At 42.8% G+C, this 25,734-nt stretch carries 23 protein-coding genes and 1 pseudogene; 8 read left to right on the top strand and 16 right to left on the bottom strand.

Annotated elements, in window-relative coordinates; translation table 11 throughout:
• Nucleotides 1-24: 24 nt before the first annotated feature.
• The 4 genes from pepD to pheA form a co-directional block, all read right to left on the bottom strand.
• A complete protein-coding gene (gene pepD / locus ADA42_RS05100; protein WP_048763933.1) occupies nt 25-1,500 on the bottom strand; it encodes a beta-Ala-His dipeptidase in 1,476 nt (491 codons plus the stop codon).
• Nucleotides 1,501-1,579: 79 nt separating this feature from the next.
• Nucleotides 1,580-1,957 carry a hypothetical protein gene (locus ADA42_RS05095; protein ID WP_048763931.1) on the bottom strand — a complete coding sequence of 126 codons (378 nt, stop codon included), beginning with the start codon at nt 1,955-1,957 and terminating at the stop codon, nt 1,580-1,582.
• A 139-nt stretch (nt 1,958-2,096) separates the two neighbouring features.
• The gene (locus ADA42_RS05090; protein WP_048763929.1) at nt 2,097-4,343 is read right to left on the bottom strand and encodes a bifunctional prephenate dehydrogenase/3-phosphoshikimate 1-carboxyvinyltransferase; all 2,247 of its coding nucleotides are present in this window, start codon (nt 4,341-4,343) and stop codon (nt 2,097-2,099) included.
• A gap of 96 nt (nt 4,344-4,439) precedes the next feature.
• The gene (gene pheA, locus ADA42_RS05085; protein WP_025094753.1) at nt 4,440-5,549 is read right to left on the bottom strand and encodes a prephenate dehydratase; all 1,110 of its coding nucleotides are present in this window, start codon (nt 5,547-5,549) and stop codon (nt 4,440-4,442) included.
• Between the two features lie 170 nt (nt 5,550-5,719).
• On the opposite strand from pheA, the gene ADA42_RS05080 reads away from it, so the two are divergent.
• Entirely contained in the window at nt 5,720-6,691 is a 972-nt protein-coding gene (locus ADA42_RS05080) for an alpha/beta hydrolase (RefSeq protein ID WP_048763928.1), read from the top strand.
• 149 nt (nt 6,692-6,840) lie between these two features.
• Entirely contained in the window at nt 6,841-7,359 is a 519-nt protein-coding gene (locus tag ADA42_RS05075) for a DJ-1/PfpI family protein (RefSeq protein ID WP_004938406.1), read from the top strand.
• A gap of 44 nt (nt 7,360-7,403) precedes the next feature.
• On the opposite strand, the gene ADA42_RS05070 is transcribed toward ADA42_RS05075, so the two are convergent.
• Nucleotides 7,404-8,549, bottom strand: coding sequence for an acyl-CoA dehydrogenase family protein (locus tag ADA42_RS05070; protein WP_048763926.1), 1,146 nt, complete (start codon nt 8,547-8,549; stop codon nt 7,404-7,406).
• Nucleotides 8,550-8,714: 165 nt separating this feature from the next.
• Nucleotides 8,715-10,061 carry a dicarboxylate/amino acid:cation symporter gene (locus ADA42_RS05065; RefSeq protein ID WP_004938414.1) on the bottom strand — a complete coding sequence of 449 codons (1,347 nt, stop codon included), beginning with the start codon at nt 10,059-10,061 and terminating at the stop codon, nt 8,715-8,717.
• A 453-nt stretch (nt 10,062-10,514) separates the two neighbouring features.
• Between ADA42_RS05065 and ADA42_RS05060 the strand changes: the two genes are divergently transcribed.
• Nucleotides 10,515-11,516, top strand: a complete 1,002-nt coding sequence (locus tag ADA42_RS05060; protein ID WP_048763924.1) for a glycosyl transferase family protein — start codon at nt 10,515-10,517, stop codon at nt 11,514-11,516.
• Between the two features lie 44 nt (nt 11,517-11,560).
• Here the strand turns inward: ADA42_RS05060 and ADA42_RS05055 are convergent, their stop codons facing one another.
• Together ADA42_RS05055 and ADA42_RS05050 are read right to left on the bottom strand one after the other, a co-directional pair.
• Entirely contained in the window at nt 11,561-11,833 is a 273-nt protein-coding gene (locus ADA42_RS05055) for a YeaC family protein (RefSeq protein WP_004938419.1), read from the bottom strand.
• A complete protein-coding gene (locus ADA42_RS05050) occupies nt 11,830-12,753 on the bottom strand; it encodes an NAD(+) kinase (RefSeq protein ID WP_004938422.1) in 924 nt (307 codons plus the stop codon). The genes ADA42_RS05055 and ADA42_RS05050 overlap by 4 nt, the downstream gene beginning before the upstream one ends.
• 428 nt (nt 12,754-13,181) lie before the next feature.
• Between ADA42_RS05050 and mrcB the strand changes: the two genes are divergently transcribed.
• Nucleotides 13,182-15,575 (top strand): penicillin-binding protein 1B, encoded by a 2,394-nt coding sequence (gene mrcB / locus ADA42_RS05045; protein WP_048763922.1) that lies wholly within the window; start codon nt 13,182-13,184, stop codon nt 15,573-15,575.
• Nucleotides 15,576-15,593: 18 nt separating this feature from the next.
• Nucleotides 15,594-16,157, top strand: a complete 564-nt coding sequence (locus ADA42_RS05040) for a tetratricopeptide repeat protein (protein ID WP_048763920.1) — start codon at nt 15,594-15,596, stop codon at nt 16,155-16,157.
• 30 nt (nt 16,158-16,187) lie between these two features.
• Here ADA42_RS05040 and ADA42_RS05035 read toward each other — a convergent pair whose 3' ends face one another.
• Nucleotides 16,188-17,084 carry a thiamine phosphate synthase gene (locus ADA42_RS05035; protein ID WP_048763919.1) on the bottom strand — a complete coding sequence of 299 codons (897 nt, stop codon included), beginning with the start codon at nt 17,082-17,084 and terminating at the stop codon, nt 16,188-16,190.
• A gap of 139 nt (nt 17,085-17,223) precedes the next feature.
• Here ADA42_RS05035 and hemP point away from each other — a divergent pair, with 139 nt between their 5' ends.
• Nucleotides 17,224-17,391 carry a hemin uptake protein HemP gene (gene hemP, locus ADA42_RS05030; protein ID WP_004938433.1) on the top strand — a complete coding sequence of 56 codons (168 nt, stop codon included), beginning with the start codon at nt 17,224-17,226 and terminating at the stop codon, nt 17,389-17,391.
• Between the two features lie 81 nt (nt 17,392-17,472).
• On the opposite strand, the gene ADA42_RS05025 is transcribed toward hemP, so the two are convergent.
• From ADA42_RS05025 to ADA42_RS05010, 4 genes are all read right to left on the bottom strand, one after another.
• On the bottom strand, nt 17,473-18,810 hold the full coding sequence (locus ADA42_RS05025) for an ATP-binding protein (protein ID WP_048763918.1): 1,338 nt from the start codon (nt 18,808-18,810) through the stop codon (nt 17,473-17,475).
• 4 nt (nt 18,811-18,814) lie between these two features.
• Nucleotides 18,815-19,471 carry a response regulator transcription factor gene (locus ADA42_RS05020; protein ID WP_048763916.1) on the bottom strand — a complete coding sequence of 219 codons (657 nt, stop codon included), beginning with the start codon at nt 19,469-19,471 and terminating at the stop codon, nt 18,815-18,817.
• 110 nt (nt 19,472-19,581) lie between these two features.
• On the bottom strand, nt 19,582-19,938 hold the full coding sequence (locus tag ADA42_RS05015; protein WP_048763945.1) for a NirD/YgiW/YdeI family stress tolerance protein: 357 nt from the start codon (nt 19,936-19,938) through the stop codon (nt 19,582-19,584).
• An 85-nt stretch (nt 19,939-20,023) separates the two neighbouring features.
• Nucleotides 20,024-21,781, bottom strand: a complete 1,758-nt coding sequence (locus ADA42_RS05010) for a GspE/PulE family protein (protein WP_048763915.1) — start codon at nt 21,779-21,781, stop codon at nt 20,024-20,026.
• A gap of 178 nt (nt 21,782-21,959) precedes the next feature.
• Between ADA42_RS05010 and ADA42_RS05005 the strand changes: the two genes are divergently transcribed.
• The gene (locus ADA42_RS05005) at nt 21,960-22,913 is read left to right on the top strand and encodes a sensor domain-containing diguanylate cyclase (protein WP_048763914.1); all 954 of its coding nucleotides are present in this window, start codon (nt 21,960-21,962) and stop codon (nt 22,911-22,913) included.
• Here ADA42_RS05005 and tsaA read toward each other — a convergent pair.
• Nucleotides 22,905-23,624 (bottom strand): tRNA (N6-threonylcarbamoyladenosine(37)-N6)-methyltransferase TrmO, encoded by a 720-nt coding sequence (tsaA, locus tag ADA42_RS05000; RefSeq protein WP_048763944.1) that lies wholly within the window; start codon nt 23,622-23,624, stop codon nt 22,905-22,907. The genes ADA42_RS05005 and tsaA overlap by 9 nt on opposite strands.
• Nucleotides 23,625-23,728: 104 nt before the next feature.
• On the opposite strand from tsaA, the gene ADA42_RS04995 reads away from it, so the two are divergent.
• A complete protein-coding gene (locus ADA42_RS04995; RefSeq protein ID WP_004938452.1) occupies nt 23,729-24,508 on the top strand; it encodes a ferredoxin--NADP reductase in 780 nt (259 codons plus the stop codon).
• Between the two features lie 52 nt (nt 24,509-24,560).
• Here the strand turns inward: ADA42_RS04995 and ADA42_RS04990 are convergent, their stop codons facing one another.
• Both ADA42_RS04990 and ADA42_RS18345 read right to left on the bottom strand, forming a co-directional pair.
• The gene (locus tag ADA42_RS04990; protein WP_004947896.1) at nt 24,561-25,391 is read right to left on the bottom strand and encodes a DODA-type extradiol aromatic ring-opening family dioxygenase; all 831 of its coding nucleotides are present in this window, start codon (nt 25,389-25,391) and stop codon (nt 24,561-24,563) included.
• A gap of 232 nt (nt 25,392-25,623) precedes the next feature.
• A pseudogene (locus ADA42_RS18345) lies at nt 25,624-25,734 on the bottom strand (pyridine nucleotide-disulfide oxidoreductase); the annotation flags it as partial.

Here is a 25,734-nt window from a genome sequence, read left to right as displayed (position 1 = left end):
TTGTAATGAGCATCTTTTTTTATTTTAATGTGCTTTTGGAACCTGCTCTAACGCGGTGACCAATAATTTCCAGCATTTCTCTACAGTATCTACTTTCACTCGCTCGCCGGGTGCATGCGCCCCTTTAATATCTGGACCAAATGACACCATTTGCAAGTGCGGATAATGCTGGGCAATAATGCCGCACTCAAGTCCAGCATGAATCACCTTTAGTTCAGGCTCGATATTAAAGGCAATTTTATAAGCATCTTGTAAACATTTCAAAGCTGCCGAATCCGGATTAGGCGTCCAGCCAGACACCAATTCAGCGCGTGTGGCTGCTAAATCATACTTTGCAAAGTGCTCTACGATCTGCTGAGAGAAATGCTCTGCCGATTCATTTCGCATGGATCGAACCATTATCACCGCTTGAAAACCCTGTGCTTGGTCGATATGCACCACACCGATATTATTTGATGTTTCAACCACGTCACTGAGCACTTCGCTCCAAGTGACCACGCCATAAGGACAACCCGACAATGCGGCCAGCACGTGATTTTGTTGCTGAGTCTCCAGTACATCATGATGTGTATCTTGAATTAAACGTAAATCTATATTGAATTGATCGTCTATCCCCTTGAGTGCTTGCAACCACTGTGCCTCGTATTCATCTAGCCGTTGCTCAAGCAAATCAATATTTTTTTTAGGTAGAATGATTTTGGTACTGGCCTCACGCGGTAAGGCATTTCGGGCAGTACCTCCATGAAATTCAATTAAATAACCTTCAAGTTCAGCCAAATGCTGGTGCAAAAACCGCGATAAAATCACGTTCGCGTTGCCACGACCCAAGTGAATGTCAATGCCTGAGTGACCTCCTCTCAAACCAGTCATACAGATCTCTACCGATTCCAAATCCATCTGAGGTGCCGCGACGTATTCAAGTGTTTGTGATACCTCAACATCCTGACTACCTGCACAGCCCAAATACAACTCTCCCCACTCTTCGGTATCGATATTAAATAGCCATTGACCTGTCAGGACACCTTCTTCTAATAACCGTGCACCACTCATGCCAGCTTCTTCATCCACCGTCAACAGCACTTCTATGGGGCCGTGTGAAATATTGGTAGACTCTAAAACTGCCAATGCCAGTGCAACACCAATACCGTTGTCTGCGCCAAGTGTGGTCTCGGGTGTCACGAGCCAGTCCTGCTCAAGTACCGGACGAAGCGGATCGCGCATAAAGTTATGATTACTGCCTCGGTTGGCTTGCGTGACCATATCCAGATGGCCCTGCAAAATAACGCCAACGTTATCTTCATTGCCAGATGTGGCAGGTTTTCGAATAATTAAATTCCCGATACGGTCGATATAAACCGTCAAACCCTGCTGCTTGGCCCAATTTGCAAGGTGCTCACGTAATACATGTTCTTGTTTTGATGGTCGGGGAATTTGGCATAACGTCTGAAAATGCTTCCAGACAATTTGAGGTGAAAGCTGTGAAAGGTCGACGTGCTGCATGGGTGTGTACTCGAAAAAATTGCAAGAACATTCCTAGACTATACACAACCTTAGCAAAATAAACTGGCTTTTTTGTAGTTTAGTTTTTCCACTCAAAACAGCTAAAATAGTGGTCACTTTTAAGGCTGTTTTCAATCGCATGTGCCAACTGGCGCATTACACTTTGCATTTCAATTTTTTCAAACCAGTCCTGCTGTTCATTTCGATCAGCCGAGATTTCACACATCATCTGTCCTGTGGCATCGCTGGATTGGCAAATGACCGACAATGGTAGACGCTGATTGATAATTCGCACAGCAACATTATGATCTGCATGATCGATTTGCTGAGCATCAAATCCATAGTCACCCAACTGTTTAAATAACAAGGCTGCCACATACTCTTGCGTCATCAATGCCTCTCGATCTGCCATCGATTGGTTATGGGGATGATGAGACATAAATTGTAATTTTTTCATCACATATCCTATGCGTTATTTTAAGGCAAAATATCTTGTGTGCTGCTTTAGAATAGCCAAAAAATAAACAGCAGCCAAGCATCGCCTGACTGCTGTTTTCATTTTATGTTACCGATTATATCGGATTACTTAGCCAATATTATTGACTGACAGTAATACTCAAGCCAGCACGATTGGCCAGTTCTGTAAATGTCGGGAAGCTGGTTGCTACAGTTTCAGTTCCAATAATTTCAATTGGACCCCCAGTTCGCAGACCGGCAATACTAAAACTCATTGCAATACGGTGATCGTGATGTGATTCTACTTGACCACCGTTAAAAATAGCCGACCAATCGCCTGATTTGCCCTTACCTTCAATAATGATGCCATCTGCTGTTGGTGTGCAGTCAATTCCCATAACTTTCAAACCATCTGCCATGACCTGAATACGATCGGATTCTTTCACACGTAGTTCAGCCGCTCCAGTCAATACGGTCTGACCTTCAGCACAGGCCGCAGCAATAAACAAAGCTGGAAACTCATCAATCGCCAGTGGCACTTGGTCTTCTGGAATATGGATTCCTTTTAGAGTACGCGAGCCTTTAATATGAATATCGGCAATTGGCTCACCACCTGCAATGCGTTCATTTAGAACGGCAATATCGGCACCCATTTGTTTGAGAATTTCAATCACGCCTGTACGCGTTGGGTTGATACCTACAGCTTCAAGCACGACGTCGGAATTTTCACAAATTGCAGCACCCACCATAAAGAAAGCGGCTGATGAAATATCAGAAGGCACTTGAATGTTGGTACCGACCAGCTTACCACCGCCTTGCAGACTGATTTTGTTTCCTTCGGTTTTTACATCATAACCAAAAGCACGCAACATACGCTCGGTGTGGTCGCGTGTTGGTTCCGGCTCGGTTACAGATGTTTCACCTTGTGCCCAAAGACCCGCCAGTAAAATACCTGATTTTACTTGTGCAGAAGCCATTGGCAGATCATAGGCAATCCCTTGAAGTGCTTGGTTACCTGTAATGCTTACAGGTGGTGTGCCTTTTTCTCCAGTAGTCTGAATGTGCGCACCCATTGCACGTAACGGCTTGGCAATACGTTCCATAGGACGCTTCGATAACGACGCATCTCCAGTCATGACCGAATCAAATTTTTGTGCAGAAAGCATGCCAGAAAGTAAACGCATGCTGGTGCCTGAATTGCCCATATACAATGCACCTGCAGGTGCTTTAAGGCCCTGCATTCCCACACCATGAATGGTCACTTCACCATTTTTTGGCCCTTCAATACTTACGCCCATATCACGAAAGGCCTGTAACGTAGCCAAGGCATCTTCGCCTTCTAAAAAGCCAGTCACATGGGTTGTGCCTTCTGCAATCGCACCAAACATAATGGAGCGATGTGACACGGATTTGTCACCAGGAATGGTAAAAGTACCCGTAAATGATTTAGGTCCTGGCGAAATGGTAAATTGCTGTGTCACCTTGTTTTTCTCCATCAACGGTTTTTTTGCTAACATATGATTAAAGTGTTGTCTGGCAGCTTGAGCATGTCCAAGCAGTCCCATTAGTGCATGTGAATCTTCAGTTTCGATCAGTACTTTAATTTTACTGAGCTGTTGTTCAAAACCTTCCACAGCATTTAAAATTGCGGTTTTATTGGCAAAGAAGATGTCGTGCCACATTTGAGGATCGCTGGCCGCAATTCTGGAAAAATCACGAAACCCGCCGGCAGCATAACGAAAAATATCAAGATTATCTTCACGATTGGCCAGTTGCTCAACCAGATTAAATGCCATTAAATGTGGCAAATGACTGGTATGCGCCAAGACTTCATCATGCTTTTGCACATCCATGCAAATCACTTCAGCTTTGGCAGCAGACCACAGTTGAATCAGTTTATCCACTGCCCAAGCAGCACTGGTTTCTACAGGGGTTAAAATCACTTTATGGTTGGCAAACAAATCCACCTTGCCTGCATGCACACCGGTATGTTCGCTTCCAGCAATTGGATGGCCGGGTACAAATCCGGCAGGAAGTGCCTCACCAAAAACCGCTTTGGCCGCCTCGACGACATTACCTTTGGTGCTGCCAACATCGGTTAAAACTGCATCGGGATGCAAGTAAGGCTGAATTTGTGCCAGCACGGCATGTGTTGCTCGCACAGGAAGCGCTAAAACAACCAGATCGGCATCTTGGACAGCTTCGACTGGATTGTTATAACCTTTATGAATCAAATCTAAGGCTTGAGCATCGGCCAAAGTTTTTGCTGAACGGGTCGATGCAACCACACACGTTGCAAGTTGCTCTGACTGAATCACACGTGCCAGACTAGACCCTATCAGTCCAAGACCAATAAAGGCGACTTTTTTAAATAATGGTTGGGCCATACCGCTTAACTTTCATCTCGTAAAAACAGATCAACACTGATCTATAAAGTGTTCAATATGAAGCAGACCATCCTCATCTATCTGCTTCACTTACGTTTATAACACAGCCGCAGGATATGAACCTAATATACGAAGCTCTTTTACCAAGGGACGAATTTCATCCAGTGCTTTGGCGACGTTTTCTTGATCGATATGACCTTCTAAATCGATAAAAAATACATACGCCCACTTTTCAGGTAATGCCGGTCGGGTTTCAATACTGGTCAGGCTAATCTGATGTTTTGCAAACGGTGCCAAGATTTCAAGTAAGGCACCTGCCCGGTCATGTGCCGAAATAAGTAATGAAGTTTTATCGTTTCCACTTTGTGGAATTTTTTCCCGACCAATCACCAAAAAGCGCGTGGTATTTTCTGGGTTGTCTTCAATGTTACGATGAAAAATTTCAAGATCATACATCGACGCTGCAATATCCGATGCAATTGCAGCCGAATGCCATTCATTACGAATACGACGCGCAGCTTCAGCATTAGAGTTCAGTGCCACACGCTCCACACCCGGATAATGCGCATCGAGCCATTGGCGGCACTGCGCTAGAGTTTGTTGATGTGCATAGATCTGTTTAATGCTGTCTTTGCGGGTGTTTTTCGATACTAGAAATTGATGATGGATTCGAAGTTCCACTTCACCAATTACATTTAGTTGAGACGTTTTAAAGCAGTCTAGAGTATGGTTAACCACGCCTTCAGAGGAATTCTCAACAGGGACGACACCATAATGCGCACTGCCTGCTTCAACTTCACGAAACACTTCATCAATGGTAGGCAATGGACGCACTACCGCATCGTTACCAAAATGCTTCAGGGCTGCCGCTTGTGTAAAGGTACCTTCTGGCCCTAAAAACGCAATACTCTGGGGTGCTTCTAATGCCAAACACGCCGACATGATTTCGCGAAATAGACGTGCCATCGTGACATCGGAAAGTGGGCCTTCGTTGCGCTCCATGACTTTACGCAAAACCTGTGCTTCTCGTTCTGGTCGATAAAACAAGGGATTTTCTTCAGAGGCAAACTTGGCTTTGGCAACCGCCTCAGCGAGTTTGGCACGACGGTTAATCAGCGACTGAATCTGCTGATCGACACTGTCGATCTGCTGGCGAATTTCTTGTAAGTCGAGAGAAGATGAAGGATTCTGATCATCATGGACCATTGCAATGCAGCTCCTGCAAATTGTTTTGCGACAGTATAGCAAGAGTTGATTGGAATTGTTCTATCTCTAAGCATTTGAGCATGAATAAAAGTTTAGTTTTTTGAGCCAAATTACAGTGTTTTTATGATTTAATGAGAACGGCATAAATTACAAACAATTTCATTTATAACATGAACATTTTAAAGCTGCCTCGATTATTTAAAACACAACATTTAACGCTCCTTATGGGGCTTATGCTCGGTGCAACATCAGTAACATGGTCAGCCACAAATAATCAGAACAAAAACACGATGGATATCATCACTGAGCAGCAGCTTAAAGGCACATCACAACAGTTTATTTTAACCTCGCAATATACGCCGCATCACTATTTAATCAATCTGTACATCCCTCAAGCACCCGCCCCCAAAGCGGGTTATCCGGTGCTGTACTTACTTGATGGCAATGCTACATTTGAAAGCGCTCGCGCAATTGCTCAAGCGATGGCAGGCGGCAGCAACAAGTTTGGAACAGATCCATTGGTCATTGTTGCAATTGGATATGCAGGCGATGCTTTGTTTTCCGCTCAAAATCGCGCACTTGATTACACGTCAACTGTGGCTACAAATGATAAACCCAATAAGCAATACAGTTATGGTGGAGATACTCAGTTTTTAAAGTTTATCGACAATGAGCTCAAGCCACAGATTTTTAATCGTGTTCGCATCAATCGCGATCAGCAAACCTTATTTGGTCACTCTTTTGGTGGATTATTTACTTTAAATACCTTCTTTAAACGTCCTGATTCCTTTCAACGTTACTTTGCTGCCAGTCCATCACTTTGGTACAACAATCATGTATTGCTACAAGAGCAAGATCTGTGGCGCAAACAGAGCAATCAAATAAAAAAATCAATCTATCTGATGACCACGGTCGGCACCTCAGAAAGTAGTAGCGATATGCAGCGCTCGATCAGTAAAAATGCAGCCCGCGACTTCTTTTCAGGTTTTAGCCGGGTCAATACCAACAAGTTGCATTCGTGGCACTTTTACCATCCGAGCGAACAGCATATTGGGAATTTGTATGCCAGTTTGCCAAAAGCGATTTTATTGGCCAGTTGCAATAGTTTAAATAACTGCCAAAAACTTTTTGACGAGCAATAATTTGCATCAAAAACTTACTTACTTTTGGCAAGTTTTTTGACTATTTTTTACACGATTTGACGTTTTATCAACAAAACACGTCATTCAATCTTCATGTGATATGACTACTCTAAAAAGCGGGTTGAATGATGAGTCACATGGAGCATTTTATGTCAAAAAAAGTGGCTGTTTTATTGACGCATGACTTTTCAGATACAGAATACGTCGAGTCGATTCATGCTTACCGCGCTGCCGGACACAGTATTTTGAATATTGAAAATTGTGAGGGAAATATCGTCTACGGTTTAAAGCGTAAAACGTCGGTCACGATCGATTGTAGTATTCAGCATAGTTGTGTACACGACTTTGATGCCTTGTTTATTGCAGGCGGTATATCACCCACACAGCTTAGTTTAGACACACAATTTATTGAATTTGTCCAAAAGTTTGCCAATGCACAAAAACCAATTTTTAGTAGTTGTGATGATCCTTCACTGCTGATACATGCGAACATCGTACGCGGACGACGCCTCACCGCAATTGATCAAGTCAGCTCTCAACTGGTAGAGGCAGGTGCAGTTTATCTAGATCAAGATGTGGTGAATGACAACAATCTATACGTCAGTTCACACTCGCCTGATGTACTTCCGTTATTTTTAAATGAAACATTAAAAGTATTACGCTTGTAAAACCGACTGGAATCTTGGTAGCAAGATTCCAGTCAATGTTGGTCTTATACTTTTCCTAAAATTCCGCGTGCTACAATTTCTTTCATAATTTCATTGGTTCCGCCATAAATACGTTGGATACGCGCATCGACAAAGAAACGTGAAATTGGATACTCGGCCATATAGCCATATCCACCAAAGAGCTGGAGCAAATTATCGGCAACTTTCATTTGCATATCTGTACTAAAGCTTTTTAATGCGGCTGCTGTTTCTACATCGAGCTGCCCCTGTTGATACAAACTGACATTACGCTCATAAAATGCTGCGGTCGCCAACTCGTCAATTTTGGCTTGCGCCATCACGAAACGAGTATTTTGAAAATTTGCAATGGGTTGACCAAATGCCTGACGCTCTTTGATATATGCCGTTGTAATATCAATTGCACCGCGAATTGCTCCGAGTGCGGTAGCCGCAATGGAGGTTCGCTCACGTGGTAGCTCTTGCATCAAGTAGTTAAATCCTTGGCCGGCTTGTCCTAGCAATTGATCTTTGGGTATCTGGACGTTATCGAAAAACAACTCCGAAGTATCTTGTGAATGCAAACCGATTTTTTCCAGATTCGTCCCTTTTTTGAAGCCTTCGAGATGCGTATCTGCCAACAGCAGCGATACGCCTTTAGCACGCGCCTGAGGATCGGTTTTTACTGCTAAAACCACAAGATCGGCATGTTGACCATTTGAAATAAATGTTTTGGATCCATTTAATACATAATGTTCGCCATTTAAAATTGCTGTCGTGCGCATGGCTTGTACATCCGAACCTGCTCCCGGTTCGGTCATACCGATTGCACCCACCACTTCGCCAGTTACCATTTTGGGTAACCAGTACTGTTTTTGTGCTTCGCTACCAATATTTAAAATATACGGTGCAGCAATTTCAGAGTGACACGAGATTGCTGTAGACAGTGCACCATAGCCCGCTCTGGCAGATTCTTCAACCAGCATCAGTGAGTAATGCGTGGGAACACCATAGCCACCATATTCTTCAGGTAAATCTATACATAAAAAACCATTTTCGCCCAGACTATTCCAAACCGATCTAGGCATGATTCCTTCACGCTCCCATTGATCATAATGTGGCGCGATATGTTCTTTCATATAGCGTTTGAAATTGTCACGGAATAATTCTAATTCGGCATCATATGGCAACATCACTTATCCTCAATTTTTTGTTTTCAAATATCCATCTATTGCATGCTAAACAGTTTTGCTAACACTGTCATGCCTTGTGCCCACAAAAGCACTGAACGCTTCAGTCGGATAAAAATCGAATAAAAAAAGGAGGCTCATGCCTCCTTTTTTAACTTTATACATCTATCATGCGTGCGCAGGATTGTCTGTTTCAAGCATTTTACGATCAACTTCAGCTGGATTATTCAATGCTTCATTGAGTTTGTCTTTGTCTAATGCACCCACCCACTTCGCTACCGCAATGGTCGCAAGCGTGTTACCTGTAAGGTTAGTCAATGCACGAGCCTCTGACATGAAGCGGTCGATACCCAAAATAAGTGCCAAGCCCGCAACCGGAATATGTCCGACTGCCGACAAAGTTGCTGCCATCACAATAAAGCCAGAACCTGTTACACCTGCTGCGCCTTTTGATGAAATCAAAAGCACAAGAAGCAAGGTAATCTGATGTTGAACATCGAGTGGTGTATTGGTCGCCTGAGCAATAAAGATTGCCGCCATGGTCAGGTAAATCGATGTACCATCAAGGTTAAACGAATAACCTGTTGGAATCACCAGACCCACGACTGATTTTTCACAGCCTGCGATTTCCAGTTTACGCAACATACGTGGCAGTACAGATTCAGAAGAAGATGTACCCAGTACAATCAGCAACTCTTCGCGGATTAAGCGAATCATTTTCAAGATACTAAAACCACAGATACGGCTAATCGTTCCCAAAATAATGAAGATAAACAGTAAACAAGTGATATAGAAGCAGATAATCAACTGGCCAAGCTGTACCAGTGTACCCACACCGTACTTACCAATGGTAAATGCCATCGCACCAAATGCACCGATTGGTGCAAGCTTCATTATCATATTTACGATGTTGAAGAATACATGCGACACTTGATCGATGAATTTAAGTACAGGACGTCCAGCATCACCAAGTTTATGTAGCGCAAAACCAAATAAAATGGCAAACATCAAAACTTGAAGAATCTCGCCATTTGCAAATGCACCGACGACAGTATCTGGAATGATATGCATCAAAAATTCGATGGTCGACTGCGACTCACCTGAAGATACATATTTTGCAATACCAGATGTATCCAGAGATGCTGGATCAACGTTCATGCCAACACCAGGTTTGACGACGTTAATCACCAGCAAACCGATCAACAATGCAATGGTCGATACCACTTCAAAGTACAGTAAAGCCACACCACCTGTTTTACCTACAGATTTCATGCTTTCCATACCCGCGATACCACTGACCACAGTACAGAAGATGACAGGTGCGATGATCATTTTGATCAGCTTAATGAATGCGTCACCAAGTGGTTTAAGTTGCTCACCTAAACCTGGAATATGTTCCTTGACTCCATCAACGACTACATTTGAACTAGGGTAAAAGTGTCCAACCAAGATACCTGCGATAATAGCAACAATCACTTGGAAATATAGAGACTTATAAATTGGTTTTTTAGCCATAACTTTACTTCAATCTGTATTTCTAAATCCTTAGAAATATGCAAATGAAAAAATCTATATCGTCGATATAGACAGCCCTTTAGTCCCTTACAGCACAAACAACGGTTCCTGATGTCATGCTGCAAAAGCAAAGTAAATTTTGTCAGACAAAAAATACTTTTCCTCGATGTGAAAACAATATGTTTTCAAAAAATGTTCAGTATCAAAATCTCAACCTATTATCAAGATTTACGAAACATAAACAAGGAGATCATTAAAAAAAAATAAATAATTTTTTAAGCGTGAAAAGTTTACTGCAATTAGTCAAATAGTCGATGAAACAATCAATTTAATGGCTATATTTTGATCAAAATTAAGTTAGACATTAGTCTAATAGAATATTTCGTGATCCATTCATTTAATTTTTATGTCATAGTGAGGAAATCCATTTCCTTATGAAATATCAAAAAAGATATGAATACGAAAAAAAACCTTTATCGAGATGCTGAACATCCCTTTGCGCAGTATGTAAGAATCTTAGGGAAAGGCAAAACAGGCTCTCGATCTTTAAGTTATGACGAAGCTTATCAAGCTTTCACCATGATTTTAAAGGGTGAGGTTCTTGATGTTCAGCTGGGTGCTTTTTTAATGTTACTGCGGGTCAAGGAAGAATCGGTCGATGAACTGAGTGGATTTGTTCAGGCCACGCGTGACCAACTTAATTTTGAAGCGCTTGACGTCGATTTGGATTGGTCATCATATGCAGGAAAGCGTAAACATTATCCATGGTTTTTGCTTGCTGCTCTCACCCTTGCACATCATGGGTATAACATTGTGATGCATGGTGCTTCCGGGCATACACTCAACCGTGTTTATACCGAACAAGTTCTGGAGTTTTTGGGTTATCCGATCTGTCAAAACCAACAAGATGTTAAGCAACAGCTAGATCAACAACACTTTGCTTATCTTCCTCTCGATGTCATATCACCTGTGTTGAGCGATTTGATTGCTCTTCGTAACGTGATGGGACTTCGTTCTCCTGTTCATACTCTGGCCCGACTCATCAATCCATTTAATGCAAAAGCAACTTTACAGGCGATTTTTCATCCTGCTTATCGTGCCTCGCACCAGCGCACCGCCTTTCAGCTCGGCTATCAAAATAGTGCTGTAATTAAAGGTGAAGGTGGCGAATTCGAACGTAACCCTGATGCCAAAACACTCATATGCGGTATTAGATCGGGTGAACTCTATGAACACGAATTACCCAAGCTCACTCCCGAGCGTAGTCCCATCGAAGATGAGCTGAATCTAGAAACCTTTAAAGCAGTCTGGTTAGGGCAGCAAACGCATGAATATGGTGAAATCGCGGTGACTGAAACCATCGGGATTGCGCTCTATACCATGAATGTCTGTGATAGCTATGAAAACGCGATGCTTCAGGCAAAGGCGTTATGGTTAGATCGCTTTAAAAAATAATATTAAAGATTAAAAAAGCCCAGTGAATTCTGGGCTTTTTGGATTTATACGAATCGAATGGGTTTAAATTCAGGCTCGTTTTTGTGATGGTCATCATCACATTCCTCACCTTCTTCTTTGCTGCCACGGTCAATGTATCCCGAGCGCTCTTCTTCTGGCAAGTTCTGGTGTTCCCACACCATCACGGCCTGCATGCAGATTTGTCTTTGTTCAGCTGTAAGCGCGACGCCATTGGGCCATTTGCCAATCTCTACTGCTGTTTTTAAGCGCTGAACGATCTCTGGATCTAATACGTTAAGCATTTGTTCAATATTCATGAGTCATCCTGCTCTTTGATTAAGTCAAAATCTTGATTCCATCCCAGCTTGGTACGACACGCCATATAAAAATCATAACCAGGTGGATGCAACAGGTTTAGTTTAAACGGATGTTTACGGATATGTACACAGTCTCCCACATTGAGTGAGACACTATGTTGACCATCAGCACTTACCATCGGTAAAACACGATTTTCACGAATGGTCAGTTTGATTTCACTTTGTCCACCTACCACAATCGGGCGAGAAGACAATGTATGTGGATGCATTGGAACGAGCGCAATCGCATCCATGCTTGGATGTAAAATAGGACCACCACCTGACAGTGCATAGGCTGTCGAACCGGTTGGTGTCGAAACAATCAAACCATCACTATGTTGACGATATACAAATTGACCGTCAATTTGCAGATCAAAATCGATCATGTGCACTGATTTTCCTGAGTGCAGCACGATGTCATTGAGTGCGATGGCATCATAATGGGTTTCCCCTTTGGTTCGCACTTCAATTTCGAGCAAGAAACGGCGATCAAGCTGAAAATGACCTTGCAATACCTGATCAAGCTTAAACAAAACATCCGCAGGGCGGATATCCGTTAAAAACCCTAACCGCCCGCGGTTAATGCCAATGACTGGCGTATGATGACGCACCAGTGCTCGTGCAGCATGCAGGAGTGAACCATCGCCACCCACCACAATCACTAAGTCCACCACCTCACCCAATAACGAGCGACTAGCAGTTTGGACATTGTTGTAAGGGACAAGTTCTGCGGTTTGTTGATCAAAGATCACATGCAGACCTAAACCTCTTAAATGATCATAAATCAAACAAAGAGTTTCAACTACAGATATTTTATCGGGGCGGCCAATCAAACCTATGTTTCGAAAAGATTTGGCGGACGAAAGATTAGCAGATTGCATTGGATGCCTTATATATGCCTATCGGTTAAATTGAGCTGAGCCAAAAATTTGGTGATCGCAGATCTAATCGCGTTACAACGTATCAACTTATGATCTCACCCGCTATTCATCAACATTCAGCATGTGATTTGACAAATTAATATAGCATAACTTTATGAAAATGCTGTTCAAGATGGCCACCCCACTCTCTTAAGCTTCATCATTTCAGTACAAAACTGAATGAGCACAGAGATGTTATGGCTTCATATTTTATTCATAAATTGTGTTAACAACTTTTATTTTGCTTTTTAATTCTGCAAAACAAAAGAAATATCCATCAGATTTTCATGAATTTAGACTTTTTCTATCTGTTCACAGTTTTATCATTGCAATGCCTGTATAGCTATCGCATGATTGGCAAACTAGATTGAATTTTTTATGACAGATTTATGAAGTTTGAACGCGGCATAGGTTTTTTTGCGCTTATTTTTTCCGTTCTTGTGATTGGCGGTTTTATTGTATTTAGTATTTATGTGATTCGCCTAGACACGGTTATACGAAACAAATTTGAAGGCCAACGCTGGGATATTCCCGCCAAGGTATTTGCACGGCCACTCGAAATTTATACCAATGCTTCTATTTCACAAGCCAACTTTACCCAAGAGCTGAATATGCTCGGTTACAAGAGTTCAGACAGCTACACCAAACCTGGAAGCTACGTCAATCAGGGTAATAGTATGTATGTGCATACTCGTGGCTTTGATTTTGGTGATAGCAGTGAACCAGAACAAGTACTTGAAGTGACTTTTAGTGCCGATCAGGTGACTGACGTGCGGGCAACCAAGCCATCTAGTACGGGTATTGCGCGCTTAGAACCGATGTTGATTGGTGGGATATATCCACAGCATAACGAAGACCGCGTTCTGATTAAACTCAATAAAGTGCCAAAAACGCTTATTGAGGCACTAATTGCCACGGAAGACCGTAACTTCTATCATCATCATGGACTTTCAATTCGCGGAACTGCACGTGCACTGGTCAGTAATGTAACAGGCGGTAAGCGTCAGGGTGGCTCTACACTGACCCAACAGTTGGTTAAAAACTTTTATTTAAGCCCGGAACGAACCTTAAAACGTAAGGTGAATGAAGCATTAATGTCTTTATTACTTGAGTTTCATTACAATAAAGATGAAATCCTTGAAGCTTATTTAAACGAAGTCAATCTGGGTCAAAACGGCAATTACTCGATTAATGGTTACGGACTGGCTTCACAATTCTACTTTGGATTGCCTTTACGTGAACTGAATGTCGCGCAGCAAGCCTATCTGGTCGGACTGGTGCAAGGCCCGTCTTTGTATAATCCGTGGCGTAATCCAGAAGGTGCTTTAAAACGTCGTAATACTGTACTGAACAATATGCTGGTCATGGGCTATTTGAGCCAAGCAGAATATGAGCAAGAAAGTGCACGCCCACTTGGTGTATTGTCTAAACCAAGCGTAGGTACAGCGAAGTTTCCAGATTTTCTCGATATTGTGCGTCGTCAATTGCGCTCTGAATATCAAGAAACCGATTTGACCAATCAAGGTTTGCGTATTTTTACAACGCTTGATCCAATTGCACAAACACGCATTCAAGACGCTTTCAAAGCCTCTGTCGGTCAGCTTGCCAAGGGTAATCCATCGCGCTTACGTGATTTGCAAGGTGCTGTATTGGTCTCTCACCCTGAAAATGGGGAATTAGTTGCTGCCGTTGGCTCGACACAAGACTTTACAGGCTTCAACCGTGCTGTCGATGCCAAGCGTCAGGTAGGTTCATTACTTAAACCTGTCATTTACCTCAATGCAATTGAATCTGGTCGTTATAATTGGGCAAGTCGTATTCAAGACAGAGCAGTCAATGTTCCTACTGGCAGTGACCAAAGCTGGACACCGAAAAACTATAGTGGCGGTGAGCACGGCGAAGTCACTATGGCACAAGCCCTTGCCAACTCTTACAACTTATCGGCAGTGCGTTTAGGACAAGAATTTGGTGTTTCAGCATTTACCAATAAATTGAAAAAATTTGGTGTGACCTCTGAAATACCATCTTATCCATCTGTATTCTTGGGCGCAGTGAATATGTCACCGATGGAAATGCTCAGTATTTACAGTAACTTTGCAACAGGTGGCTTTAAGTATCCAACCCGCGCTATTCGTTCTGTGGTCGATGCCAACGGTAAGGTTTTAGAGCGTTTTGGTTTAAATGTTGAACAAACCATTGAGCCTTCATCGGCTTATGTACTCAATTATGGCTTACAACAGGTCATGGCTTCGGGTACAGGTCGCTCTGCATATAACTCGCTTCCAAGCTCACTTAAACTGGCTGGAAAATCAGGTACAACCAACGATACACGCGATTCGTGGTTTGCTGGTTATTCTGGCAATTACGTGGCTGTGGTCTGGCTTGGCTTAGACAATAACAAAGTGACAGGCTTAACAGGCTCATCGGGTGCCCTACCTGTATGGACCAATGTTATGCGTCAGCTTCGCCAGCAACCCGTGAATCTAAAACAGACCGATGATGTGCAGTGGCAATGGATTGATGTTGCATCTGGTAATTTGTCTGCTCAAGGCTGTGGCGGTGCAATGTATATTCCAATGTTGCGCTCTACTGTGCCGCACCAAGCAACCTCATGTGCTTATCCGTATTATCAATCTGCACCAGTAAGCGCACCTATATCCGATGAAGATCCAAGCCAAAATAATGGCGACAACATGGATCAATACATCAATGACAGTGAAAATCAGATGCAAGAAGATCTATCGCAAAATAAAGTTATATCTAGCGGTAGCTACGGCTATTAATTCATGATGAGAGTAACAATGCTAAAACAGAGTCTTTTTATTTTTGGAACCGTCTTGCTGGTAGGGTGTTCAACCCTCTCCGGCACAGATCAATCCAAGAGCAAAGCACCTTCTCCTGCTGCTCAAAATAAACCTAAAGATAAATCGATTGTGACACCGTCTGGGGTGAAAATTACCCCTTATGAAGAAGAACAAATCAAGCGACAAAAGATGCGCGTGGTGGTTCCTCCTCAAAAAGCGACACAGCAATTTAATGATGGTAAACAGCTTCCCGCCTTTCGCAGCTTGATGCAAAAAACCCAGCAAGCTTATAGCCAAATGCAATGGGACGACGCAGAGCGCTACGCACTTCAAGCACAGCGCCTTGCGCCTCAGGCACCAGAAACCTTTTTATTTTTGGCAATGGTGGCCAATCAGAAAGGTCGCTATGCCTCAAGTGAATCTCTGGCAAGACGCGGACTCAGTTTTGCACAAACCAATGCCATGAAAAAACAGTTGTGGCTGAATATTCTCAATGCAGCACAGAAGCAAAATAACAGTAAATCCATCGCACAAGCCCAACAAGCACTGAAGTCTCTTTAGACTTCAGTAGTGGTTTGATCGCTTTATATTTTAAATATTTCGAATGCCCGCAATACCATATGCGCCGTGCTTCTTCGCCAGATCGAACATAGAACGGTGCATACCACCTAAAGCAAAAACCGGCAGATGACTGCGCTGTGCCAGATGCTCAAAGCGCTCCCAGCCTAGTGGGGCTTGATCTGGATGAGTTTGGGTGGCTTGTACCGGGCTGATCAAAATCGCATCACAACCAATTTTGTGTGCCTGCTGAATCGACACCAGATCATGACAGGCAGCGATATAACGTCGTCCACAAATCAAGTCGCCTTTACTGAGCTGCATCAGTTGAGATTGTTTTAAATGAATGCTTCCAATCTTATTTTGTTGCTCTGGATCAAGTTGTAAATAATGCTCTAGATTGACGATGTACGACGCATAGTGATGTGAATCTAACTCGAATTGAAGTGAAACATCCTCACTTGAATTAGTCTGTTCTGGGCGCCAGTAAATTAGCTCCTCTTTTTTGGGCGCAATTTCAGTACTTGAAATCTTGATGATATTGGGCCACGACAGACGCGCTAAGATTGAATGATTTGCAGCGGGAAAGTTTAATTGCTGCAATTCTTCACGGTGATACCATGACCATGGCTGCTGGATCAAATCTAGCAATGTATCTGGTACATAAGCAGAAAATAAATGCAAGACCACCACGACATCATCATACTCGTGTCGAATCACATCAAAGCAATGCCAGTCTGATAAACCGACCCCAACTTCTTCAAAAACCTCTCTGCGACAAGCATCGACAGGCTGTTCATGTGTCTCGACTTTACCGCCTGGAAATTCATGTTTATTTCCCTGATGCTGACTGGCTTGTCGCCACCCAACCAATACTTTATTTTTGTGCAGCAAGATTCCAATAGCAACGTCTACGACGGGTTTAAACATAGTTCTCTCGAGATCAATTTATTACGTGAAGTGTAAGGAAATTTTATTTTTTATAAAATGCTAAAATTTTAATTGACAGGTCTATTCGATAATGATTATCATTTAAATCGTCAAATAAACATACCACGGAGCAACAACAATGAACGCACCTTTTAACCTGTTTACACGTAACAATGAAGCCCAATCATTACCTATGCTACATTCAAACAATCTGTTCGCCCTCGGTCGCGAAATTCGAATTATGCATGCCGGAGAAGAATATCGCCTGCGTCTGACACGTAATAATCGTTTAATCTTAACTAAATAAACCGAGAGTTTGAGTTAAAAAATAATAACAATCGTGGTGAGAATAAATTAAACCGTATGCAAATATTCATACGGTTTTTTCTTATGATGCATTGGGTAAAATCAATTTCACAATCAATCCACCTTGAGCCGAGAGTGAAAAATCCACCCGTCCCTGATGAAGTTCTATAATTTTTTTGGTAATTGATAAACCTAAACCTGTACCGGGTTGCTTTGTGCCGAGTGCCCGAAAAAATCGCTGACCCAATTGTGTCAGTAAGGCCGCATCAAGTGTATTGCCCTCATCTTGTATTTTGATGATCAAATGATCCTGCTCATTGAGCAATTCAACATCAATCTGCCCACCGACTGGCGTATAGCGAATTGCATTATCCAATACATTACGCACACAGGTATAAATGAGCTCATAGTTGCCGTAAACATGAGTACGTTGTGCATACTGATGCACGGTATATCGAATCGCTTTGGCTTGAGCAAAATTCTCAAGTTGTGTATACACATCCTCCATCAACACGGTCATATCAAGCTGATTTTTCGGTAATTCTTCCGCTTGTGATGGATCTAGGCGAGCAAGTAACAGGAGATTTTCCAAAATGCGCGTGCTGCGCTGAACATCATGTTGGATGATCTTTAAATCCTCATTCAACTCATTCATATCTGCAAATTTACGCTGCATCACCTGTACACGCATTTGTATCGCCGATAGAGGCGAGCGCAGCTCATGTGAAGCGTCTGCGGTAAAGCGCTGTTCAGCACTCAGTGCACGCTCAAGACGAATCAATAACGAGTTGAGCGAATCTATAACAGGCTGTAATTCGGTAATGCTTTGCGGTTCTTGCTGAATCGGTTCAAGGTTTTCTGTCGAACGCTGTGCAATTGAACGTGACAGATCACTTAAACTCGATAACTGCTTTTTAATGGTCCATTTCAGTAAGATCCATTGAATCATCCATAAGATCATCAGCCCTAAGGCATACCAAAATATACTTTGAAAAATTTCTGAAAAGCGTGCGCTTAATGGCTGAATCACCACCACGTTTAGCTCTGCTTCTGACTTGCTCGCATGTAAACTACGCCAGAGCTGACCCTTATAAAAAAAATAATCAAAATCAGAAGCATAAAGGTTGATTGGTTGAATATCTTCATGCTGATCGGAATGCACCAATTCTCGGCCTTTCCAGTAGAGACTGTATTGCAAATCAAATTCTTCTGTGAGCTCGTTTAAATCTCTTGCTGAAGGAATATTCAGATCTGAAGCCAGAAGCAGATCAGATACTTCATCCATGATTTCATCTTGAATATTCATGGTGTGTACCACCGTAATGGCGATCAGCAACACGAAAGCAATTAGCCCCGCAATGATACTGCTGATCAGTGTGCCACGTATCAGGCGAGTTTGCAGTGACGATGATTTTGGCATGGATTTATTCACTCATTCGATATCCTAAACCGCGAATGGTTTTGATATATCCCGATCCGATTTTTTTTCGTAGCTGGTAAATAAATACTTCAATGGCATTACTTTCAATCTCATCGCCCCACGCATATAGGGTATTTTCAAGTTGTTCGCGCGTCACTACTCGCTCAGGATTTTGCATCATACGATGCAGCACCTTAAATTCTTTTGCAGTTAAATCAATTAAATGCCCTGAAATTTTCACCCATTTGGCCTTTGTATTCAGCTCAATCTCTTTCCAGCATAAGGTATCTGTTAATTGTTTTTGACTGGCACGCAAATGACTACGAATGCGGGCAGACAATTCTTCTAGACTAAACGGCTTCACCAAGTAATCGTTTGCCCCCAAATCCAAGCCATCGACACGATCTTGAATACTGTCACGTGCGGTAATCAGAATGACCGGCGTTTGAGATTGATGCTTACGAAGAGTATTTAAGACCTGATCACCTGTTGCTTTGGGCAGGCCACGATCTAATAAAATGCAATCGTATTCATGCTGTTCAATCGCAGCGATCGCATAATCGCCACGTTCAACCCAATCTACTGTATAGCCATCAAGTTCTAACCATGACTTTATACTTTCTGCTTGCGATATATCATCTTCTGCAATCAAAATTCTCATTTTAATCGTGCTCTAAAAACCGTGGGGAATCATCAAAACAATAAAAAACCGCATACCCCACAAAGGATATACGGTTTATACGCTACAAGATTGATTGTGCACACAATAGTTTAGAATTGTATTTGATCGACATCAATTTCAACACGCTTGGTAGGCTTGTAATCAATATCGACTTCACCTATCAATGTGAGTTGTGTTGTTGGTGAAACCGGGCGCCCTTGCCAAAGTTCATCGTCGATATCGACGGTGATATAACCCGTTCTGTCGCGAAATTGATATTTTTCATCGCCCAGTGACTTCACCACCTGCCCTTGTAGTTTAACCGGCGTGTTATCTTTGTAGTTCAGAGCATCTTTTACACTGACGATGGTCGTTGGTGCCAGAGCATTCTGGTTGACGGGCTGTGCATAACTAAAGCCTGCAATGGATAGGCCTGAAGCTAAAACTAATGTGGCAAAACGTTTCATTTTCATCTCTCTGATCTGCTCATTTGATAATGGTAGTAAATCAAAATTACATGAGGCGAATCTTAAGATGCATCATTTGCAATATTTAGCTAAGCGGAACCACACGTAATACCTCTTCAAGACTGGTCACGCCTTGCAATACTTTTTTCGCACCCGCAATTCGAAGTGGCTCAAACCCCTGCTGTTTGAGCTGTGTCTTTAATTCGCCCAGATCATCTGTATGACTCAACCACTGCTTGAGCGTCAGATCAATCGGCATCAACTCATAGATCCCGATACGACCTTTATATCCCGTTTGGCGACAATGCTCGCAGCCAACGGGTTGAAACATTTCAACGGGCGTATCAATCTCGTAGCCTTCCGTAAGATATTGCCATTGCTGCAAGTTCACCGAGGTGGACACTTTACAATGCGGACACAGCTGTCGAACCAAACGCTGTGCCAGCACGCCCAGCAGCGTAGCCGCAGTCAAAAAAGGCTGTACACCCAAATCGTGTAGTCGAGTCAGGCTAGAAGGCGCATCGTTAGTATGTAAGGTCGACAGTACCAGATGTCCAGTCAGTGCCGCCTGTATTGCCATATTGGCGGTATCCTGATCGCGAATTTCCCCCACCATAATAATGTCTGGATCTTGACGCATCAGTGCCCGTACACCTTCGGCAAAGTCTAAGTCGATGGCATGATTCACCTGCATCTGGTTAAAACTCGATTCCAGCATCTCAATAGGATCTTCAATGGTACATACATTGACTTGATCGGTTGCCAGCTTTTTAAGCGATGAATAAAGCGTTGTGGTTTTACCCGAACCAGTTGGCCCTGTCACCAAGATAATACCGTGTGTATTTTGACTCAAAGCTTGCCATTCGCTGAGAAGCTGATCGGGAAAACCCAGTTTTTCAAAACTTCGAACCAGCACATCTGGATCAAAAATTCGCATCACCAGTTTTTCACCAAATGCTGTTGGCATGGTTGAAAGACGTAGTTCGGTTTCCTGCCCTTTGGGTGTTCGGGTTTTTAAACGTCCATCTTGGGGTTTACGTTTTTCAGCCACGTTTAAGCGACCCAGAATTTTAATCCGAGCAATCACTGCTGAAAGCGTATTTGCAGGCATATGATAAATCGTGTGGAGTACGCCATCGATTCGAAAGCGTACATTGCATTTTTCTTTTCTTGGCTCTAAATGAATATCACTGGCACCTTGTTCAAATGCAAACTGTAAAATCCAGTCGACCAGTTTGACGATGTGCTGATCGTTGGCATCTGGATTTTGCGTATCGCCGATTTGAAGCAACGCCTCAACGCCCTTGTTCTCACGCTCGTAACTCTTACTGTTTTTTGAGGAATGAACCGCTCGGCTTACCTGATAATATTCGGGTAAATAACGTTGTAACTGATCGGGTGAAATGATCACACGCTCTATTTTCTTGGGTGCTAGACTGCGCTCTAAATTTGCAAGCCAGTCGGTTTGAAAAGGCTGATCGGTTCCGATCACTACGCGATCAGCATGTACTTCAACCGCTAAAATTTGATTACGCTCGGCAAACTCTTGCGACATGACCGCAGTCAGTGCATTTACATCTGCTTTGAGTGGATCAATTAAATAAAATGCCAATCCTGATTTTTCTGCCAACCAGCGACTTAGACACAGTAAGTCTATGTTCTGCGTAGGATGTTGTTGATCTTTTAAACCAAAGTGAGCAATCCACTGCAACGGATGCCATTTCATCTGTTGTTTATTGCGCTGGGTTGTTTGTACCAGCAACTTGTCTCGCTCACTGATTCGGTGTGCTTTTAATAATTCTTCTAGGCACCAAACCGTATCAATTTCAAAGTTATAAGTCATTATTTTCCCTCTAGCGCTACTTTTAATATATCAGAGTTGACTGTTCAACACGCGAATAATCCAAAAACTCACGCGATTTGGTTGATCATTTGTATAGAGGATAGGCATAGAGTAAAAATTGCTTTAAAGTCTTACTTAAGGCATTAAAAAAATATCATTTAAAAGTACGGGTGACTAGATGGCGTTTAGCGCATTTAAAAACTTTCAGGAAGCCGGACAAGCAGTTTTGCATTATTTGCATCAAAAGTTTGGTTTTGATCTCTGGATGATCACTCGCGTTGAAGGTAATGACTGGATTGTATTGCAATCTGAAGATCACGGCTATGATGTAAAACCCGGTCGGGTTTTTAACTGGGCAGATTCGTTTTGCTCCCACATGGTGTTGGGAAAAGCGCCACGCATCGCGCCGCGCTCGGAAGAAATTCCGCTTTATGCGTCAGCCCCGATTGCACAGCAAGTCAACATTAAAGCTTATATTGGGCAACCTTTAGTCAACGAAGATGGTAGCCTTTTTGGTACCTTATGTGCGATTGACCCACAGCCTAAATCCGACAAAATTATTGAAGATGGTGGGCTGGTTGAATTGTTCGGCAACCTACTGAGTCATATCTTACAGCGTGAAATTCGTGAAAATGAACATATTCGCCAGCATGAACGTCTGCAAACCGAAGCGATTATGGACAGTATGACCCATGTTTATAATCGTCGTGGCTGGGAGCAGTTTATTGCTGCTGAAGAAGAACGCTGCCGTTTATATGGCCATACAGCAGCTGTATTCATGATTGATCTCAATGATCTCAAAAAAATAAATGATCTTGAGGGCCATGATTGTGGTGATCAATACATTCAACACGCTGCTCAGGTTTTAAAGCGTACGTTACGCAAACAGGATCTTGTCGCACGTCTTGGTGGCGATGAATTTGGCATCTTAACGCTCAATCTTGACCTTCAAGATTTGGAACAGCTTCAACGCCGGTTACTTCAACACTTTTTAGATGCCAAAATCAGTGCTGCGGTTGGCTATGCAATCCGTCATCCTGCCAGGGGACTGGTCATGGCATGCAAAGATGCCGATCTGGCCATGTATGCCCACAAACGTGAATGCAAGCAGTCCTTAAAGTTCTCAATTTAAAGAATCCAGTCCGATAATTTCAATCGTCGATTCATTCACTGTAAAGCTCACATCAAGTCCGGCAAATTTCATTTTATATATACGTGAAGCATCATCTTGATATGCTGGACGCGGATCAAGTGATAATACTTGTTCCAGTTCGGCTGCATATTGCTCATTCATCAATTGCAGCGCTGTGAGTTGATGTTTTTGTTGTTGTGCATTGTCTTGCCAAATCACGATTTTTCGCGGAGGTTGATCTTGTGCATAGCCACTGGTGGCATCCAAAATGGCATCGGAATACTGAATGTAAGGCTTGATATCAATAATCGGGGTGCCATGCAACAGGTCACTCCCCGTGACATACAGTCGAAGCGTTTTACCTTGTCGTTTAAGTGCTTTAAATTTCACGACGGATAAACCAACTGGTGATGGACGATACATGCTGCGGGTCGCAAATACGCCTATTTTCTTGTTACCGCCCAATCGAGGAGGACGCACCTGTGCCCGAAACTTCTCTGGCTCATTTGAGTGTTTGTTGTCGTGAAATTGCCACAACAGCCATAAATGACTAAATGACTCGATTCCTTCGAATGCCAGCTCATCATCATAAGGCGCATGAAGTACTATATAGGATTCGACCTCAACCAGATTCGGCTGCCGCGGAATGCCAAATTTTTCCATATAAGGCGAATGCATGGTACCTATGATCGGGAGCGTTAAAGACATCATCATCACTTTTTCTTATAAACACAATTAAATATATTCAGTTTATCGAGAATGATTTTAGATTAGAATAGCATACTGTTTTCTTTTGATCGTAATTGAGACCTTTAATGGCTGCTTTTAACGTTGAACGCATTACCCATGTTCACCACTGGAATGACACTCTGTTTAGTTTTAAAACCACGCGCGATGTTGCCTTGCGTTTTAAAAATGGTCAGTTCGTAATGATCGGGCTTGAGGTCAATGGCAAACCATTAATGCGTGCCTACTCAATTGCCAGCGCCAATTATGAAGAAGAACTTGAGTTCTTTTCAATTAAAGTACAAGACGGCCCACTTACTTCGATCTTGCAAAAAGTACAGGTTGGTGACGAAATTCTGATTTCTAGAAAACCAACAGGTACTTTGGTTCATGACGATTTAAATCCGGGTAAAAACTTGTATCTGTTGTCGTCTGGTACAGGTTTGGCACCATTTTTATCGTTGATTCGTGATCCAGAAACTTACGAAAAGTTTGAAAAAGTGATTTTGGTTCATGGTACACGCTGGATCAGTGAACTGGCTTATCAAGACTTGATTTTGAACGAACTGCCAAACAATGAATGGTTTGAAGAGCTCGATATCAAAAATAAATTGATTTACTACCCAACCGTTACTCGTGAGCCATTTGAAAATGAAGGCCGTGTAACGACTGCAATCGAAACAGGCGCTATTTTTGAAAAAATTGGCTTACCCCCATTTAACCCAGAAACAGACCGTGCAATGCTTTGCGGTAGTCCACACTTCCTAACTGATGTGGCTGCATTACTCGACAAAGCTGGCCTAAAAGAATCACCACGTATGGGTGTTTTAGGCGACTACGTGATTGAACGTGCCTTTGTTGAAAAGTAATTCTGAATCGCATAAAAAAACCGAGGTCACACATCCTCGGTTTTTTTATGCCTTATGTATTGCCCAAAGTGTTACCAAAAACAAAACTCGATACAGATAATCCACCCATAAAAGTAGATTCATGATAATTACGAGCACCGTTTTCGTTTTCTGCCGCTCCCACAGCCACCATTAACGGCAATAAATGCTCCTCCCGTGGATGTGCAATACGCGCAGCGGGTGCCTGCTGCCAATCGATCAGTCGCTGCTGACGTTCGCCTCCCTGACATTCTACTACGCTTTCATACAACCACTGATCAAACATTTTTGAAGGTTCAGTGGCTTGAGCATTAAACATTCTTAGGTTGTGATAGCTTAATCCACTCCCAACAATCAGAATATTTTGATCACGTAAGGGCGCCAATGCCCGACCTAAACCGAGATGCTCCTGCGGATTCAAGCCTTTTTTGAGTGATAACTGAACCACAGGGATATCTGCCGCAGGGTTAATCACCTGCATCGGAGAAAACATACCATGATCGTATCCGCGTCTCTCATCTGTCTTTACTGCAATAGCGTTTTGTTCAAGCAATTGCGTCACTTGATGGGCAAGCTCGGGAGATCCGGCAGACGGATAATGAATCTGATACGTATGGGCAGGAAAGCCACCATAGTCATAAATCATCTCAGGTTGAGTCGCTGTTTGGACAGTAAAGACCTGCTCTTCCCAGTGTGCAGAAACCATCAAAATTGCCTGTGGTCTTTGAGGCAACGTTTTGAGTAAGCCAGAAAGTGATTGTGCCAGTTTTGCATAGGTTGTTGCAAAAACTTCAGGCATCCATGGCCATGGCCCACCACCGTGAGAAATAAAAAAAACAGGTTGTCGGGTACTGGCATTTAACATATTTCCCTCTTTCTTTGCTTGATACTTAGAATGATGGTATTGATTCAATTACGACACGACAAGCGTAAAACTAGAACATATTGAAGTGAATTTGGAACGATATAATCTGAGCTAACCCTATGAGAAAAGGCTAAATAAAAAAAGGAACTGAATCGTTAGCCTATTCAGTTCCTATAAACTCAAAATTTGTTTCAGGCACCTTCTACGTCTGGATGCCTTGAATCATTGTTGATTAACCGTTGCGAATAATATAATCAAAGGCTGACAATGCGGCTTTAGCCCCTTCACCTGTTGCAATGATGATCTGCTTGTACGGTACCGTGGTACAGTCACCCGCAGCAAA

This window comes from Acinetobacter sp. 243_ASPC (genome assembly GCF_001054715.1).
GTDB classification, from domain to species: Bacteria; Pseudomonadota; Gammaproteobacteria; order Pseudomonadales; family Moraxellaceae; genus Acinetobacter; species Acinetobacter soli.
This window is presented reverse-complemented; position numbering and strand designations above follow the sequence as displayed.